Below are 15,853 nucleotides of genomic sequence, written 5' to 3' on the forward strand. Positions count from 1 at the left end.
CCGCCGAGCCTATCGATCCGGTCCGACGCTCAGCCCTCGAGCCCGCGCCGCTTCCTGGCGATCTTCTCCTCGAGCTCCTCGACCCGCTGCTCACGGTTGAGGTGGTGCATGAACCAGCCGAACCCGATGCCGAGGCTCGGGAAGACCGGCCAGAAGAAGAGCAGCTCGCCCGATCCCGCGCTCGTGGCCGCCCAGATCCCGGTGGTCAGCGCGGTGACACCGATCCAGCCGTTGCGGGAGTCGCGCGACTCACGCCGGAACTTCTCCTCCGCCTCGGTGCGGGCGGAGCGCGCCGTACCGGCGGGGCGTCGCTCAGCGACCAGGTCCGAGAGCAGGGGCACGACGTCGGCCACCACGAGCACCCCGAGGGCACCCTCGACGCGACGTTCGTACTCCGCCCGGTCGAGCCGGCCCTCGGCGTAGGCGTCGCGCAGCACGCCGAGCACGACGTCGCGGTCGGCGTCGCTGGCGCGCAAGGTCGCGGCCGCCGGCGTGCTCGGGTCGGCGCTCAGCCGGTCCCACTCCCCTGTCATGGGCCCAGCGTGCCACGGCCCAGGAGCAGGGCGCCGGACGTCGTGGACCTGCTCAGCGACCGCGCGTGAGGGCGAGCGCGTCCTCGAGCGTGAACTGGCCGGTGTACAAGGCGGTGCCGGCGATCGCGCCCTCGACCCCGATGTCGACCAGACCCATGAGCGCCTCGATGTCGGCGAGCGTGGTCACGCCGCCGGACGCCACGACCGGGCGGTCGGTGCGCGAGCACACGTCGCGCAGGAGGTCGAGGTTCGGACCCTGCAGCATGCCGTCCTTGTTGACGTCGGTGACGACGTAACGAGCGCAGCCCTCGCCGTCGAGCCGCTCGAGCGTCTCGTACAGGTCGCCACCGTCGCGGGTCCACCCGCGCGCGGCGAGGGTCGTGCCACGGACGTCGAGCCCGATGGCCACCCGGTCGCCCCACTCGGCGATCGCCCGAGCGCACCACTCGGGGTGCTCGAGCGCGGCCGTGCCGATGTTCACGCGCCGGCACCCGGCGGCCATGGCGGCGGCGAGCGACTCGTCGTCGCGCATGCCGCCGGACATCTCGACGTCGATGTCGAGCGTGCCGACGATCCGGGCCAGCAGGTCACGGTTGTGGCCGTGCCCGAAGGCGGCGTCGAGGTCGACCAGGTGGATCCACTCCGCGCCGGCGGACTGCCAGCGCAGCGCCGCCTCGACGGGGTCCCCGAACCGCTTCTCCGAGCCGTCGACCCCCTGGACGAGCTGCACGGCCTGGCCGCCCTTGACGTCGACGGCGGGCAGCAGCTGCAGGTAGTCACTCACGGGGCCGATCGTATCGGCGGTCCTCGGGCTCGGGGATCGCGGCGTCGTAGGGTGTCGCCGTGCCGCTGCTGCTCCGCCTGCTGGGTCTGGGATCGGTCGCGCGCGCCGGGTCGCAGCTGCCCCCGGGCCTGCCTCGTGTCGTCTCGTCCGTGCTGCTCGTGGTGGCCAACCTCGTGCCCGTCTGGGGCGTGCTGCGCGGCGACCTCGGCGTCGGCGACGTGTTCGTCCTGTACTGGATCGAGAACGTGGCCGTGTGGCTCGTCACGATCGTCAAGATCGCCACGGCCCGGGCGAAGGACGACGCAACGAGGCTGACCATGACCCTGAACGGCCGACGCGTGGAGCCGGACCCGCGCATCATGGCGGGCTTCTTCGCCTTCCACTACGGTCTCTTCACCCTCGTGCACGGCGTGTTCGCCTTCGTGCTGGCCTTCGCGACCGGCGGGTTCACCGGCAGCGCGGGCTTCTGGGTCCTCTCGGTGCTGGTGCTGGCCTGGAGCCACGCGCTGTCTCTCGCGCTGCACTGGTTCGGCCGCGACGAGCGTGCGCGCGCCACGCCGTCGCGCACGATGCTGCTCCCCTACCCGCGGATGGTCGTGCTGCACCTGTCGGTCATCGGGGCGTTCTTCCTGCTGGGTGGTCCCGACGGCCGTCCCGCGGAGGCGATCGGACCCGTCGTCCTGCTCTGCGGCCTCAAGACGCTCGTCGACCTGGGCTTCCACCTGCGCGAGCACCGATCCACGCCGCCGGCCGACCCCGTGGCGCTCGAGCCGCGGTCGGGCCCCGGCCAGCGGTAGGCCTCGCACCCCACCAGCACCCGATTCGGTGCGACACCCACCTCCGACGGCCGGATCCGGTGCGACACCTACCTCTGACGGGTCAGAGGGTGGCGAGCCAGTTCTCGAGCAGGCGGCGGCCGGCGTCGCCGGACTTCTCGGGGTGGAACTGCGTGGCCCAGAGCGGACCGTTCTCGACGGCGGAGACGAAGCGGTCTCCCCCGTACTCGGTCCAGGTGACCTGCGGCGCGCGGAACGACGTGCCCTCGACGTCGAGCTCCCAGCGCCGCACGCCGTAGGAGTGCACGAAGTAGAACCGCTCCCCCTCGAGACCGGCGAACATCCGGGAGCCCTCGGGCGGCTCGACCGTGTCCCAGCCCATGTGCGGGACGATCGGCGCCTGGAGACGTTCCACGACGCCGGGCCACTCCCTGCACCCGGTCGTCCGGACACCGTGCTCGATGCCCTCGCCGAACAGGATCTGCATGCCCACGCAGATGCCCAGCACCGGTCGACCGGCGATGAGCCGGCGCTCGATGATCCGTTCGCCGTCGACCTCGAGCAGGCCGGCCATGCACGCCGCGAACGCGCCGACGCCCGGCACGAGCAGTCCGTCGGCGGTCTCGGCCACCGCAGGGTCCGACGTCAGCGTGACGTCCGCCCCCGCGCGCTCGACGGCGCGCACCGCCGACCGGAGGTTGCCCGATCCGTAGTCGAGGACCGCGACCGTGGGTCGCCCCGCGACCGGCGCCGTGCCGTCCGCCACTACAGCGCGCCCTTGGTCGACGGGATGCCCGTCTCCCGAGGGTCGGGCTCGATCGCCTCACGGAGCGCGCGGGCCAGCGCCTTGAACTGGCACTCGGCGATGTGGTGCGGGTCGCGGCCGGCGAGCAGCGTCATGTGCAGCGTCAGACCGGCGTGGTGCGCGATCGACTCGAGCACGTGCGACGTGAGGGACCCGGAGTACTGGCCACCGATCACGACCGTGACCTGGCGCTCCGGCTCGCCCGCGTGCACGAAGTAGGGCCGCCCGGACACGTCGACCGTGCAGGTGGCGATCGCCTCGTCGAGCGGGATCGTGGCCGTGCCGTACCGACGGATGCCGGCCTTGTCGCCGAGCGCCTCGCGCAGCGCGTCGCCGATGGCGATCGCGGTGTCCTCGACGGTGTGGTGGGCGTCGATGTGCAGGTCGCCCTCGGTCTTGACGGTGAGGTCGACCAGCGAGTGCCGGGCGAGGGCGGTGAGCATGTGGTCGTAGAAGCCGACACCCGTCGAGATGTCGTGCTTGCCGGTGCCGTCGAGGTCGAGCTCGACGACGACGTGCGACTCCGAGGTCTTCCGCTCGATGCGTGCTGTTCTGCTGCTCACGAGGTGACCTCCTTCAAGGCCGTGAAGAACGCGTCCATCTCGGACGGCGTCCCGATGGAGACGCGCAGCCATCCTAGGGGGCCCGTTTCGCGGATCAGGACCCCGCGGTCCACCAGCGCCTGCCAGGTGGCGTGCCGGTTCTCGAACGTGCCGAACAGGATGAAGTTCGCGTCCGAGTCGGCCACCGTGAAGCCGTGCTCCCGGAGCCGGGCGGCCGTCGCGTCGCGCGTGGCGCGCAGGGCGTCGACCTGGGCCAGCAGCTCGTCGGTGTGGCGCAGCGCCGCCTCCGCCGTGGCCTGGGTGACCGACGACAGGTGGTACGGCAGCCGCACGATGCGCAGCGCGTCGACGACGTCGGCGTGCGCGGCCAGGTAGCCCAGACGCCCGCCGGCGAGCGCGAAGGCCTTGCTCATGGTGCGCGTGACGACGAGCCGCGGGAACTCCTCGAGCAGCTCGAGCGCCGACGGCGTGCCCTCGCGGCGGAACTCGGCGTAGGCCTCGTCGACCACGACGACACCGGGCGCGGCCTCGAGCACGGCCCGCGTGTGCGCAGGGTCCAGCGCGGTGCCGGTGGGGTTGTTGGGCGAGGTCAGGAACACGACGTCGGGCTGCTCGGTCTCGATGAGCGCGACCGCGGCCTCCGCGTCGATCCCGAAGTCCTCGCGTCGCTGCCCGGCCACCCACCTCGTGTGGGTGTTGCGCGCGTACTCGGGGTACATCGAGTACGTGGGGGCGAAGGAGAGCGCCGTGCGGCCGGGTCCGCCGAAGGCCTGCAGGATCTGCTGCATGACCTCGTTGGAGCCGTTGGCCGCCCAGACCTGCGAGGCGTCGAGGTCCGCCGCCGGCACCTCGGCCGTGAGGTAGGCGGCGAGGGCCGTCCGCAGCGACCACGCCTCACGATCGGGGTACCGGTTGAGCCCGAGCGCCGCGGCACGCACCGACGCGGCGATGTCGTCGGCGGCGGCCTCGCTGGGCCCGTAGGGGTTCTCGTTGGTGTTGAGGCGCACGGGCACGTCGATCTGCGGCGCGCCGTACGGCTCCTCGTCCCGGAGCTCCTCGCGCACCGGGACCCAGTCGGGGACGCTCACTCGGCGCGCCCCGGCAGGGGTGCCGGGCCCTGGGCGGCAGACGATCCCGTCCGCACCGCCACGGCGGCGCCGTGCGACGGCAGGTCCTCGGCAGCCGCGAGCACCTCGACGTGGTGGCCGACCTCGCGCAGGGCCTGCTCGGTGTAGGTGACGACGTGCACGTTCTTGCAGAAGGCGCGCACCGACAGTCCCGACGAGTGGCAGGCGCAGCCCGCCGTGGGCAGCACGTGGTTCGACCCGGCGGCGTAGTCGCCGAGGGACACCGGCGTCCAGGCACCGACGAAGATCGCACCGGCGTTGACGATGCGGGCGGCGACGGCCGCCGAGTCGGCGGTCTGGATCTCCAGGTGCTCGGCCGCGTACGCGTTCGCGACGTCGACTGCCTGGTCCAGGTCGTCGACGAGCACGATGGCGGACTGCCGGCCGGCCAGCGACGTGGTGATGCGCTCCGCGTGCGTGGCGGTGGGCACCTGGCGCTCCAGCTCCGCGGTGACCGCGTCGGCGAGGGCGTCGCTGGGCGTCACCAGGACGCTCGCGGCCATCGGGTCGTGCTCGGACTGGCTGATCATGTCGGCCGCCACGAACGCGGGATCGGCCGTGTCGTCGGCGATCACGGCGATCTCGGTGGGTCCGGCCTCGGAGTCGATCGCCACGGTGCCCTGGAGGTAGCGCTTGGCCGCGGCCACGTAGATGTTGCCCGGACCGGTCACGAGGTCCACGGGCTGCACGGAGCCACCGGTGGCGACGCTGCCGTAGGCGAGCAGCGCGAGCGCCTGCGCTCCGCCGGCGGCGTACACCTCGTCGATGCCGAGCAGGGCGCACGCCGCGAGGATCGTGGGGTGCGGGAGGCCGCCGAACTCCGACTGCGGGGGCGACGTGAGCGCGATGGACCCGACGCCCGCGACCTGCGCCGGCACCGTGTTCATGACGACGGTGCTGACCAGCGGTGCGAGCCCGCCAGGCACGTAGAGGCCGACGCGCTGCATGGGCACGATCCGCCGCTCGACGGTCGCGCCCTCGGCCACGGTCGTGACGACGGTCTGCTCCAGCTCGGCCTCGCACGTCACGCGCAGCCGGGCGACGGACTCCTCCAGACCCGCCCGGATCGCCGGGTCGAGCTCGGCGAGAGCGGCGGCCAGGTGCTCCGGGGCCACCCGCAGCGACGCCGGGCGCACACCGTCGAAGCGTTCGCCGTACTCGAGGACGGCCTCCTCGCCGCGGGCTCGGACGTCCTCGCACAGGGGCGCCACCACCTCCAGCGCGTGCTCGACGTCCTGCTGCGCACGGGGCAGCTCGGCGGTCGGGTCGAGGCGGAGGTCGAGGCGTCTGATCACGCACCGATTCTAGGGACCACCCCTGCGCCTAGGATCGGGCCCCGTGACGTCACGCGACCTGCAGCAGCCCGTCGTGGCCGGCGTCGTGACCGCGATCGTCGGCTTCACGTCCTCGTTCGCCGTGGTGCTGGCGGGTCTGCGCGCCGTCGGCGCCTCGCCCGACGAGGCCGCGAGCGGGCTGTTCGCCCTCACCGTGGCGTTCGGATTGCTCATGTCGGGCCTCGCCCTGTGGACACGGCTGCCGGTCACGCTGGCCTGGTCGACCCCGGGTGCCGCCCTGCTGGTGAGCACCGGCCCCGTGGCCGGCGGATGGCCCGCCGCCGTGGGTGCGTTCGTCCTCACCGGCGTGCTCCTGGCCCTGACCGGCCTCGTGCCGTGGCTCGGCCAGCTGGCCGCTGCCATCCCCGTCCCGCTGGCCCAGGCGATGCTCGCCGGCGTGCTGCTCCAGCTCTGCCTCGCCCCCTTCACGGCGTTCGCGGCGTCGCCCTGGGCGGTCGGCCCGGTGATCGTCGTGTGGCTGCTGGGCACCCGGTGGGCGACCCGCTGGGCCGTCCCGCTGGCCCTGCTCACGGCCCTCGTCGTCATCGCCGTCTCGCTCGTCGAGAGGGGGACCACGCTGGAGGCCACGTCGCTGCTCCCCCGGCTCGAGCCCACGGCACCCGTGCTCACGGTCGCGTCCGTCGTCGGCATCGCGCTGCCGCTGACCGTCGTGACCCTGGCGTCGCAGAACATCCCGGGCGTCGCGGTGATGCGCAGCTTCGGCTACACCGTCCCGTGGCGCGCCTCGATGGTGACGACCGGCGCGGGAACCGGGGTCGCTGCGGTCTTCGGCGGTCACGCGATCAACCTCGCCGCCATCTCGGCCGCGCTCGCCGCCGGTGAGCAGGCCGGTGACCGGTCCCGCCGGTGGGTGGCCGCGTTCGTCGCGGGGCTCACCGCGCTGGTCCTGGCGTTCACCTCGGGCGCCCTCGTGGCCGTCACCGAGAAGGCGCCGGCCGGCATCGTCGAGACGGTGGCCGGGCTCGCACTGCTGTCCACCTTCGCCGCCTCGATCGTCGCGGCCCTGCAGGACGCGCGCGGGCGGACGAGCGCCGCGGTCACGTTCCTGGTCGCCGCCTCGGGCCTGCAGCTGCTCGGCGTCGGGGCCGCGTTCTGGGCGCTGGTCGTCGGCCTGCTGGTCCGGTCGACCATCGAGCGTCCACCGCACGAGGAGGAGCCCCGTGGCGAGACCGACGAAGCCTGAGGCCACGCCGGCCCTGGCCGCCGTGCGACGTGCCGGCGTGGAGCACCGCGTGCACCGCTACGACCACGATCCGCGTGCCACCTCGTACGGGCTCGAGGCCGCCGAAGCCCTCGGCGTGGAGCCGGCGCGGATCTTCAAGACCCTCCTGGCGGACGTCGACGGCGAGCTGGCCGTGGGCGTCGTGCCCGTGACCGCACAGCTCGACCTGAAGGCCCTGGCGGCGACCCTCGGGCACAAGCGCGCCCAGATGGCCGACCCGCAGCGCGCCGAGAAGGCCACCGGCTACGTGCTGGGCGGCATCTCCCCGCTCGGCCAACGACGTCGGCTCCGCACGGCGATCGACGCCTCGGTGCTGGACTGGGACACCGTGCACGTGTCCGCGGGCCGTCGGGGGCTCGAGGTCGAGCTGGCACCGGCGGACCTGGTGCGCCTCACCGCAGCGACGCTGGGTCCGCTGGCACGCTGACGCGGGAACGGCGCCCGGTGGCCCACGTGATGAGCAGCAGGCCGAGCAGACCGGCGATCGGCCACACGAGGAACGAGGCGAGGGCGTCGACCGCCGGCTGAGCCGGGATGAGGTCGCCGATCTGCGGGTCCGTCGTCGCCGCCGGGTCGCCCGGCCCCAGCCAGAGACCCACGCGCCACGTGACGACCGACGCCAGCAGGGTCCCGGCGACGACGATCGGTGCCAGGACCCAGCCGAGGCGGCGCAGCACGAAGCCCACCACGACCGCCCACACCAGGCTCAGTGCGGCCCCGATCGCCACGAACAGCAGCTCGACGCCGACCTGCAGGCCGGAGGCCTCCTCGGTCAGGACGATCCCCTGCTCGGTGACGAGCCACTCCGGCGGACGGGAGAGCCCGATCCACAGCGCACCCGCGCCGACCGAGAGCAGGAGCAGGACGAGGACCGCCAGCACGGCTCGCCCGGTCGCGCCGCGGGCACCGTGGCCCCCGCTCACCCCAGACAATGTGGCCCCAGGAGCTCCTTGAGGTCGGCGATGAGCGACGAGGACGGCTTGACCCGCAGCCCGTCGTCGAGCCGCATGACCTTGGTGGTGCCGGTGCCGACGAGGCGCAGGTGCACCTCGGTCATGCCCGGGTGGTTGCCGAGCACCTGCTTGAACCTGCCGATCGTGTCGCTCGTGCACCGCGCCACCGGCAGGGTGACGACCACGGGGGCGTCGGACTGTCCGCCCGAGCCCATGGCCGGCAGCGTCACCTCGAGCGCGTTCAGCTCGATGCTGTCGTCCTTGCGGCGCAGGCGACCCTTGACGACCACGACGGTGTCGGGCACCAGCACCGGCGCAGCGAGGTTGTAGGCGCCGGGGAAGACCATCACGTCGACGCTGCCGTCGAGGTCCTCGACGGTCACGAGGGCCCACGTGTCGCCCTTCTTGCTGAGCCGGCGCTGCACGGCCGTGATGAGACCGCACACGCGCACGGTGGTGCCGTCGGGTCGCTCGGCGTCGGCGATGAGGTCGCCGATCGAGCAGTCGCTGCTGGCCTTGAGCACGTGCTCCAGACCGGCGAGCGGGTGGTCGGAGACGTACAGACCCAGCATGTCGCGCTCGAACGCGAGCAGCTGGGTCTTCTCCCACTCCGGCATCTGCGGCACCGCGACCGTGACGCCGGTGAACGCGTCGTCCATGCCCCCGAACAGGGAGTCCTGGCCGATGGCGGCGTTGCGCTTGAGGTCGATGTACTGGTCGACGGCGTCCTCGGCGATGGTCGTCAACGCCCGCCGCCGGTGGCCGAGGGAGTCGAAGGCGCCGGCCTTGATGAGCGAGTCGAGCACGCGCTTGTTGCACACGTGGGTGGGGACCTTGTCGAGGAAGTCGGTGAAGTCGGTGTAGGGGCCGTTCTCCTCGCGACCGGCGACGATCCCGGCCACCACGTTCTCGCCGACGTTGCGGATGGCGCCGAGCCCGAAGCGGATGTCCTCCCCGACGGACGCGAAGTTGGAGACCGAGTCGTTGACGTCGGGCGGCAGGACCTGGATGCCGAGCCGTCGGCACTCGGCGAGGTAGATGGCCGACTTGTCCTTGTCGCCGCGGGTGCTGGTGAGCAGCGCCGCCATGTACTCGGCCGGGTAGTTGGCCTTGAGGTAGGCCGTCCAGTAGGAGATGACGCCGTAGGCGGCCGAGTGCGCCTTGTTGAAGGCGTAGTCGGAGAAGGGCAGCAGGATCTCCCACAGCGCCGTGATGGCCGGCTGGGAGTAGCCCCGCTCGAGCATGCCGGCCTGGAACCCGGCGTACTGCTTGTCGAGCTCCTCCTTCTTCTTCTTGCCCATGGCACGCCGCAGGTTGTCGGCCTGGCCGAGGCTGAAGCCCGCCAGCACCTGGGCGATCTCCATCACCTGCTCCTGGTAGACGATGAGGCCGTAGGTCTCCCCCAGGACGTCCTTGAGCGGCTCCTCCAGCTCGGGGTGGATGGGCTCGATGCTCTCGCGACCGTTCTTGCGCCGGGCGTACTTGTTGTGCGAGTCCGCACCCATCGGGCCGGGCCGGTAGAGCGCGCCCACGGCCGAGATGTCCTCGAACTTGTCCGGACGCATGCTGCGCAGCAGGGCACGCATGGGACCACCGTCGAGCTGGAACACGCCGAGCGTGTCGCCCCGCGACAGCAGGTCGTAGGTGGCCGGGTCGTCGAAGGTCAGGTCCTCGAGCACGACCTCCTCGCCGCGGTTGGCCCTGATGTTGATGAGCGCGTCGTCGAGGACGGTGAGGTTGCGCAGCCCGAGGAAGTCCATCTTGACCAGCCCGAGCGCCTCGCACATCGGGTAGTCGAACTGCGTGATGATCGCGCCGTCCTGCTCGCGCCGCATGATCGGCACGATGTCGATGAGCGGCTCGCTGCTCATGATCACGCCGGCGGCGTGCACGCCCCAGTTGCGGATCTGGCCCTCGAGCCCGAGCGCCGTGTCGTAGATCTTGCGCACCTCGGCGTCGCTCTCGTGGAGGTCGCGGAACTCCTTGCCGTCGTTGTAGCGCTTGTGCTGGGGGTCGAACAGCTGCTTGAGGGGCACGCCCTTGCCCATGATGTCGGCCGGCAGCGCCTTGGTGATCCGCTCGCCCATGTTGAACGGGTAGTCGAGCACGCGGTTGGCGTCCTTGATGGCGGCCTTGGCCTTGAGCCGGCCGAAGGTGGCGATGTAGGCCACGCGGTCGTTGCCGTACTTGTCGCTGACGTAGCGGATGACCTCGCTGCGACGACGCTCGTCGAAGTCGATGTCGAAGTCGGGCATCGACGGACGCTCGGGGTTGAGGAACCGCTCGAAGATGAGGCCGTGCGTGAGGGGGCAGAGGTCGGTGATGCGCAGCGCGTACGCGGCGATCGAGCCGGCGCCCGAGCCACGGCCGGGACCGACGCGGATGCCGTTGTCCTTCGACCAGTTGATGAAGTCGGCGACCACGAGGTAGTAGCCGCAGTACCCCTTGGTCTTGATGACCTCGAGCTCCATCTCGACCCGGTCGCGCACGGCCTGGGTGAGGGCGTCGCCCGGGTAGCGGGACTCGATGCCGCGCCAGACCTCCTGGACGAACCAGCTCTCCTCGGTCTCGCCCGCCGGCACGTCGGCCCGGGCCATGTAGCCGCCGTTGGACTCGGTGAACTCCACGTCGCAGCGCTCGGCGATGAGGAGCGTGTTGTCGCACGCCTCCTTCATGTCGAAGCGGTCCTCCCACAGCTCGCGCATCTCGGCCGCGGACTTCACGTAGTAGCCGCCGCCGTCGAACTTGAGCCGCTTGGGATCGGCGACGGACTTGCCCGACGCGACGCAGATGAGCGCGTCGTGCGCGGCGGCGTCCTCGGGGTGCGTGTAGTGGCAGTCGTTGGTCGCGACGGGCGGCAGGCCCAGCTGCTTGCCCAGCCGCAGGAGGTCGTCGCGGACCTCCTTCTCGATGGGGATGCCGTGGTCCATCAGCTCGAGGAAGAAGTTGCCCTTGCCGAAGATGTCCTGGAAGTCGGCGGCGGCCTGGACCGCCTCGTCGTACTGGCCGAGGCGGAGCCGCGTCTGCACCTCGCCCGACGGACACCCCGTGGTGGCGATGAGCCCCGTGCCGTAGCGCTGCAGGAGGTCGCGATCGGCGCGCGGCTTGTAGTAGTAGCCCTCCAGGCTGGACAGCGACGACAGCCGGAACAGGTTGTGCATGCCCTCCGTGGTGGAGGCGAGCATGGTCATGTGCGTGTAGGCGCCACCACCGGCGACGTCCTTGCCGCCCTCCTCCTCGTCGCCGCTGACACCACGGCCCCACTTGACCTTGCGCCGCTCGCTGCGGTGGGTGCCCGGAGTCAGGTAGGCCTCGAGCCCGATGATCGGCTTGACGCCGTGCGACCGGGCCTTGGACCAGAAGTCGTAGGCGCCGTGCACGTTGCCGTGGTCGGTCATCGCGATGGCCGGCATCCCGAGCGACGCGGTGCGCTCGAACATGCCGTCGAGCAACGCGTGACCGTCGAGCATCGAGTACTCCGTGTGGTTGTGCAGGTGCACGAAGGACGAGTCGCTCGGCATCGGGTGATGCGCCTCCAGACATGGCGGACGGACGGCCCCGAGGGGCGGAGGAGGGGAAGGACCTCAGCCTACGTGACCCTCCCGACGCATCGGCCGAGGCACGCGGGCCGCCCGGGCCGCCGAGGCGGCCCGGGCACGATCAGTCCTTGGGGGCGGCGGGCTTGTCGAGGGCGAACAGCCCCACGTCGAGCACCGGTCCCTTCGGCGGGTCGTTCGGGGCGTCCGGTCCGTACGTCGACGACCACGAGTAGTCGTTGCGGGTGAGGGCGACGCCGCCCTTCCACGGGGTCACGTCGGGCGAGACCTGCAGCCCGTTGCGGGCGTCGGTCCCGAGCTTCCACCGACCGGTGATCTTCCCGCTCTTCGCGTCGATCGTCATGAGCTCGGTGCTCACCTCGTTCGACAACGTGACGAGCACCGAGCGTCCGCCGTCGGTGAGCTGCAGGTCCTCGGTCAGGTAGGTGCCGCGGCGTGCCTTCTCCATCGAGGTCTCGATCGAGGAGGTGTCGACGGTCCAGAGCATCTCGTCGTCCTCGAGGGAGTACCGGACGATGCCGCCGTTCTGCGTCATCACCACCGACCCGTCCTCGAAGCCGACCGAGACGTAGCCACCCACCACGGCGCTCGTCAGGTCGAGCTTCGTGAGGTCGGGCTCGCCGTACGCCCGCTCCTTCGTGCCGGTCTTGGCGACGACCTTGCCCGTGGCCGGGTCGAGCTTCACGAGGGAGTCCGACAGCGTCGACTCCGGGCCCGTGTAGGTGCCGAACGTCACGCCGACCCAGAGTCCGTTCCCGCTGAACGGGGAGACGGTGTTGTCGGCGTCGGGCTTCTTGCCGAACAGGGCGGACGCCTTGGCGGACCAGACCTTCTCGAACGTCGGGGCCCGGAAGGCCTGCACGGTCCAGTCACCACCCTTGGCGTCCTTCGCGGAGACGACGACGAGCGACGGGTCCTCCGGGGTGCGCTGCCAGTAGTACGGCGTGAGCCCGAGGTCGGCGACCTCCACGAGCCGGTCGCCGTCGACGCGGTTGATCGTGTCGTCCTCGGCGATCACGAAGTCGGTGCCGTCGTGGGTGACGATCCGCCCGACGGACTTCTTGGCCGCCGGCACGTCGACCTCGACCTGCTTGCCCTTGCCCGAGCCGACCCTCATCAGTCCCGTGCAGCGGTCGCCCTCGCGGTACGAGAGCAGGATCGAGGTGGCCTTGCGGTCGGGGTCGGACGCCGCGCAGACCCGGGCCTCGGGGTCGTCGCCGACGGTGCCCTTCCAGGTCTTCTTGCCCTTCGTGTCGTAGGCCTGCAGGCGGTTGCCCACGTAGGTGACGACCGCCGAGCCGGTGTAGACGGCGCCGACGGACGAGGTCGCGTCGGGGTCGTCGGCCTCGATGGAGGCCAGCGGCTCGGCCTCGACGTCGATCGGGCCGGCGGTGGGCACGGGACGGTCCTGCGGCGCGACCTCCTCGCCGGGCTCGGGGAACGTGAAGACCCCGATGTCGAAGAGGTCGCCCTCCGGTGCCTCGAGCTCGCCGAGGCCGTCGAAGGTCCGCTGCCAGGACTCGAAGTTGCGGGTGAGCACGAGCCCGTCCTCGTAGAGGGTCGCTCCCGGCTCCACCTGGAAGCCGTTCGCGTACTCCTCCGGCAGGGGCCACCGGCCGACGAGGGTGCCCTTGGCGGCGTCGACGGCGATGACCTCGGTGGTCGTGTCGTTGCTGACGGTGGCCACGAGGTACCCGTCGGCGGTGAGGCCCTGGGGCAGCACGGTCCGCAGCGGGAACCGCTCGTCGGACGCCTGCTCCAGCTGCGTCAGGTCGAGCTCCCACGTCTGCTTCTTCGTCTCCAGGGAGTAGCGCGACAACCCACGGGCCTGGGCGAAGATCATCTCGCCCTTCTTCCCGACGGCGAGGGAGCGGTCGAACTGGTTGGCGGCGCTCGCGAGGTCGAAGGTGCCCTCCTCCAGCGGCTTCTCCGGCGGCGAGGTGGGCGCCTCGGCGCTGCCGAGGGGCTCGCCGCTCGCAGGGTCGAGCTTGGTCATGTGGTACGTCGAGCCGATCTGCTGCATGGCCCAGGTCGGGTCCCCCGGCGAGAGGGAGACCACGCAGTCGGCCTCCTGGTCCGGGAAGGCGGTGGCGCCCGGCGTGGTCCAGACCGGCTCGAACGAGGGCAGCTCGTAGGCGTCGACGTTGCACTCGGGGTCGCTCAGGCGCGACCCGACGAGCAGCGTCCCGTCGGCGGACGGGAAGAGGTCGAAGTAGGAGTCGTCCTTCAGCCGGGCGATGGGCTCGGGCTCCTTCGCGGTCGCGCGCCACACCACCCCGCGCATGTCGATGAGGTAGTCCTTGCCGTCGACGGTGAGGAGGTTCTCGAACGCTCCACCCGCCGGTTCGCCCTCGAAGGTCGCCCCCAGGTCCTGCTCGGCCATGTTCGAGAGGACCTTGCCGTCGGCCACGCGGACGGTCGCGACGGACGCGCAGTACGTGCCGTCGCCGTAGACCACCGTGAACCGCTTCACGGCCCGGTCCGGCTGGGACACGAAGCAGACCGAGCCGCCCTTGAGGTCGAGCTTCGCGGTCCAGAGCTGGTCGCCGGACTCCAGGTCGTAGCCGGAGATGTCGTCGACGGAGTAGCCCACCGCGGTGGACCCGCTGATGAACGCACCGGAGCGACGCTCGACGAGCGCGGTGTCGAGCGAGCCGACCTGCTCCTCGAGGTCGTCGGCCGCGGCGAACAGCGCCTTCGCCTCGAGGGCGGGACCCGTGGCCGGCCCGGCCGCGGCAGGCGGCTTGTCGGGCAGCGGGAGCGAGGCCTTCTTCTCCTCGTCGTCACCGCCGGTGCACCCGGCCAGCAGCAGCGCGCTGCACGCCAGCCCCACCCACGTCCGTCGTACGGTCCAGCGGGGTCCCCCGAGCGTCGTCATGCGTTCAGCCACTTCCTCGTGTCGTCGAACAGGTCGCGGGTGCGCCCGTCGAGCTTGCCCTCGTAGCCCTCCTGGCCGGGGTTGCCGTAGTAGTACTCGGCCTGGTCGAACACCGACGAGCGGCCACGCTCGGACTCGAGGTAGGCGAAGACGGCCGCGGCAGAGACGTAGTTGTTGTACCGGACCTCCTGGTTCTTGTCGTAGAACCCCTCGGCGCCCTTGGCGGCGATGTCGACGAATCGGCCGAAGTGTCCGCGGATCCGGCCTCCGTCCCGGCCCAGCAGCCCCGATGTCCCGTTGTCGGCCCACGTGGCCAGCCCCTCGGCGGCCCAGGTGGCCTTGGCGCCGGGCGTGATCCACTGGTTCGCCAGCACGTGCACCGCCTCGTGGCAGGCCACGCCCTCGAAGTCGGAGCGGGTCAGCGACGACTGGTGCATGCCGACCCGGCCGGTGCCCTTGGGCAGTCCCTTCGCCGAGGTCGTCTTCTTCTGGCCCTTGGCGAGCTCCTCGGGGTCCAGGAACGGGTGGTAGTAGGCGTGGGCGTCCGCGTCGCCCACGGCCACGCCGCCCCACAGCTTCCCGTCGATCTTCGGCCAGGTGAGCGCGTAGAAGACCTTGTCGACGCCCTTCGGCCGTGGCATCAGGTCGAAGGCGCGCTTGGCGCCGGCCTCGATCGTGCCGGAGATGCGCTTGGCGGTGGCTGCGTCCTTCGAGCGGAAGGCGAGGTAGGTGTGCTTGGTCTCGATCGCATCGATGTCGGCGACGTCCCAGAAGGACGGGTCGTAGCTCTCCTCCGGCTCGCCGATCCTCAGCAGCTCCAGCGGGGACTTCTCATCGGCCTTGCGGAAGCTGGCCCGGTAGGTCTCCACCACCTGCTGGCCGTCCGCACCGCGGACCTGGTGGGCGAAGACGAGGTCGCCGTCGTACTCGACGATGCCGCCGGCACCGTTGCGGGTGCGCCCGCCCGGCACGCCCACGTACCACTCGCCGTCGATGAAGCCGAGCCGGCCGAAGTTCTCGAAGCGCCGGCTCCAGCGCGCACGCACGTCGTCGAGGGAGTAGTCGTCGCCCTTGATCACCTGCAGGAGCTTCTCGACGTCGCCCGTCCCGAAGGCGGTGTTCAGCTGCTCGCGCAGCGCGGCGACGTCGTCCTGGGTGACCGCGTTCCCGGCGTTCGGGCGGTGGATCTTCGGGCCTGTGGTCGCCTCGCCACCGGGCTTCGAGCCACCCGATGAGCACGACGCCACCAGCAAGCCGGCGGAGCCGATCAGGAGGGTACGACGATCCAACGCGCTCATGC

At 71.5% G+C, this 15,853-nt stretch carries 13 protein-coding genes; 3 read left to right on the forward strand and 10 right to left on the reverse strand.

All coding sequences use genetic code 11. From position 1 onward, the window contains the following. Positions 1-29: 29 nt before the first annotated feature. Both RQG84_RS05765 and priA read right to left on the reverse strand, forming a co-directional pair. Positions 30-533, reverse strand: coding sequence for a DUF1707 domain-containing protein (locus RQG84_RS05765; RefSeq protein WP_311209245.1), 504 nt, complete (start codon positions 531-533; stop codon positions 30-32). A gap of 52 nt (positions 534-585) precedes the next feature. Then, on the reverse strand, positions 586-1,317 hold the full coding sequence (gene priA, locus RQG84_RS05770) for a bifunctional 1-(5-phosphoribosyl)-5-((5-phosphoribosylamino)methylideneamino)imidazole-4-carboxamide isomerase/phosphoribosylanthranilate isomerase PriA (protein ID WP_311209246.1): 732 nt from the start codon (positions 1,315-1,317) through the stop codon (positions 586-588). A 59-nt stretch (positions 1,318-1,376) separates the two neighbouring features. Between priA and RQG84_RS05775 the strand changes: the two genes are divergently transcribed. Beyond that, positions 1,377-2,114, forward strand: coding sequence for a DUF6498-containing protein (locus RQG84_RS05775; RefSeq protein ID WP_311209247.1), 738 nt, complete (start codon positions 1,377-1,379; stop codon positions 2,112-2,114). Positions 2,115-2,196: 82 nt separating this feature from the next. Here the strand turns inward: RQG84_RS05775 and hisH are convergent, their stop codons facing one another. The 4 genes from hisH to hisD are packed head-to-tail and all read right to left on the reverse strand — an operon-like array spanning position 2,197 to position 5,883. Next, a complete protein-coding gene (gene hisH, locus RQG84_RS05780; RefSeq protein ID WP_056581226.1) occupies positions 2,197-2,859 on the reverse strand; it encodes an imidazole glycerol phosphate synthase subunit HisH in 663 nt (220 codons plus the stop codon). Further along, the gene (gene hisB / locus RQG84_RS05785) at positions 2,859-3,461 is read right to left on the reverse strand and encodes an imidazoleglycerol-phosphate dehydratase HisB (protein WP_311209248.1); all 603 of its coding nucleotides are present in this window, start codon (positions 3,459-3,461) and stop codon (positions 2,859-2,861) included. The genes hisH and hisB overlap by 1 nt, the downstream gene beginning before the upstream one ends. Further along, positions 3,458-4,549: a histidinol-phosphate transaminase gene (locus RQG84_RS05790; RefSeq protein ID WP_311209249.1), complete on the reverse strand. Its 1,092-nt coding sequence runs from the start codon at positions 4,547-4,549 to the stop codon at positions 3,458-3,460. The genes hisB and RQG84_RS05790 overlap by 4 nt, the downstream gene beginning before the upstream one ends. Beyond that, entirely contained in the window at positions 4,546-5,883 is a 1,338-nt protein-coding gene (gene hisD / locus RQG84_RS05795; protein ID WP_311209250.1) for a histidinol dehydrogenase, read from the reverse strand. Before hisD ends, RQG84_RS05790 begins: the two co-directional genes overlap by 4 nt. 43 nt (positions 5,884-5,926) lie before the next feature. On the opposite strand from hisD, the gene RQG84_RS05800 reads away from it, so the two are divergent. Continuing rightward, positions 5,927-7,126 carry a benzoate/H(+) symporter BenE family transporter gene (locus RQG84_RS05800; protein ID WP_311209251.1) on the forward strand — a complete coding sequence of 400 codons (1,200 nt, stop codon included), beginning with the start codon at positions 5,927-5,929 and terminating at the stop codon, positions 7,124-7,126. After that, positions 7,104-7,592, forward strand: coding sequence for a Cys-tRNA(Pro) deacylase (gene ybaK / locus RQG84_RS05805; RefSeq protein ID WP_311209252.1), 489 nt, complete (start codon positions 7,104-7,106; stop codon positions 7,590-7,592). Before RQG84_RS05800 ends, ybaK begins: the two co-directional genes overlap by 23 nt. On the opposite strand, the gene RQG84_RS05810 is transcribed toward ybaK, so the two are convergent. The 4 genes from RQG84_RS05810 to RQG84_RS05825 all read right to left on the reverse strand — a co-directional run bounded on the left by RQG84_RS05810 (position 7,558) and on the right by RQG84_RS05825 (position 15,851). Next, positions 7,558-8,088 carry a hypothetical protein gene (locus tag RQG84_RS05810; RefSeq protein ID WP_311209253.1) on the reverse strand — a complete coding sequence of 177 codons (531 nt, stop codon included), beginning with the start codon at positions 8,086-8,088 and terminating at the stop codon, positions 7,558-7,560. The two genes, ybaK and RQG84_RS05810, sit on opposite strands and share 35 nt — an antisense overlap. Further along, complete coding sequence (gene dnaE / locus RQG84_RS05815) at positions 8,085-11,639, reverse strand: DNA polymerase III subunit alpha (protein WP_055965792.1); 3,555 nt, start codon at positions 11,637-11,639, stop codon at positions 8,085-8,087. Before dnaE ends, RQG84_RS05810 begins: the two co-directional genes overlap by 4 nt. Before the next feature lie 139 nt (positions 11,640-11,778). Beyond that, positions 11,779-14,553 carry a PQQ-binding-like beta-propeller repeat protein gene (locus tag RQG84_RS05820; RefSeq protein WP_311209254.1) on the reverse strand — a complete coding sequence of 925 codons (2,775 nt, stop codon included), beginning with the start codon at positions 14,551-14,553 and terminating at the stop codon, positions 11,779-11,781. Beyond that, on the reverse strand, positions 14,550-15,851 hold the full coding sequence (locus tag RQG84_RS05825) for a hypothetical protein (protein WP_311209255.1): 1,302 nt from the start codon (positions 15,849-15,851) through the stop codon (positions 14,550-14,552). The genes RQG84_RS05820 and RQG84_RS05825 overlap by 4 nt, the downstream gene beginning before the upstream one ends. Positions 15,852-15,853: the final 2 nt, after the last annotated feature.

Origin of the sequence: Aeromicrobium sp. WCS2018Hpa-31, assembly GCF_031843905.1 — a bacterium.
Taxonomy (GTDB): domain Bacteria; phylum Actinomycetota; class Actinomycetes; order Propionibacteriales; family Nocardioidaceae; genus Aeromicrobium.

What these genes read in the sequence shown, in the direction of transcription:
- RQG84_RS05765 (WP_311209245.1), bottom strand. Translation starts at nt 533, where the DNA reads ATGACAGGGGAGTGGGACCGGCTGAGCGCCGACCCGAGCACGCCGGCG.
- dnaE (WP_055965792.1), bottom strand. Translation starts at nt 11,639, where the DNA reads ATGCCGAGCGACTCGTCCTTCGTGCACCTGCACAACCACACGGAGTAC.
- RQG84_RS05820 (WP_311209254.1), bottom strand. Translation starts at nt 14,553, where the DNA reads ATGACGACGCTCGGGGGACCCCGCTGGACCGTACGACGGACGTGGGTG.
- RQG84_RS05825 (WP_311209255.1), bottom strand. Translation starts at nt 15,851, where the DNA reads ATGAGCGCGTTGGATCGTCGTACCCTCCTGATCGGCTCCGCCGGCTTG.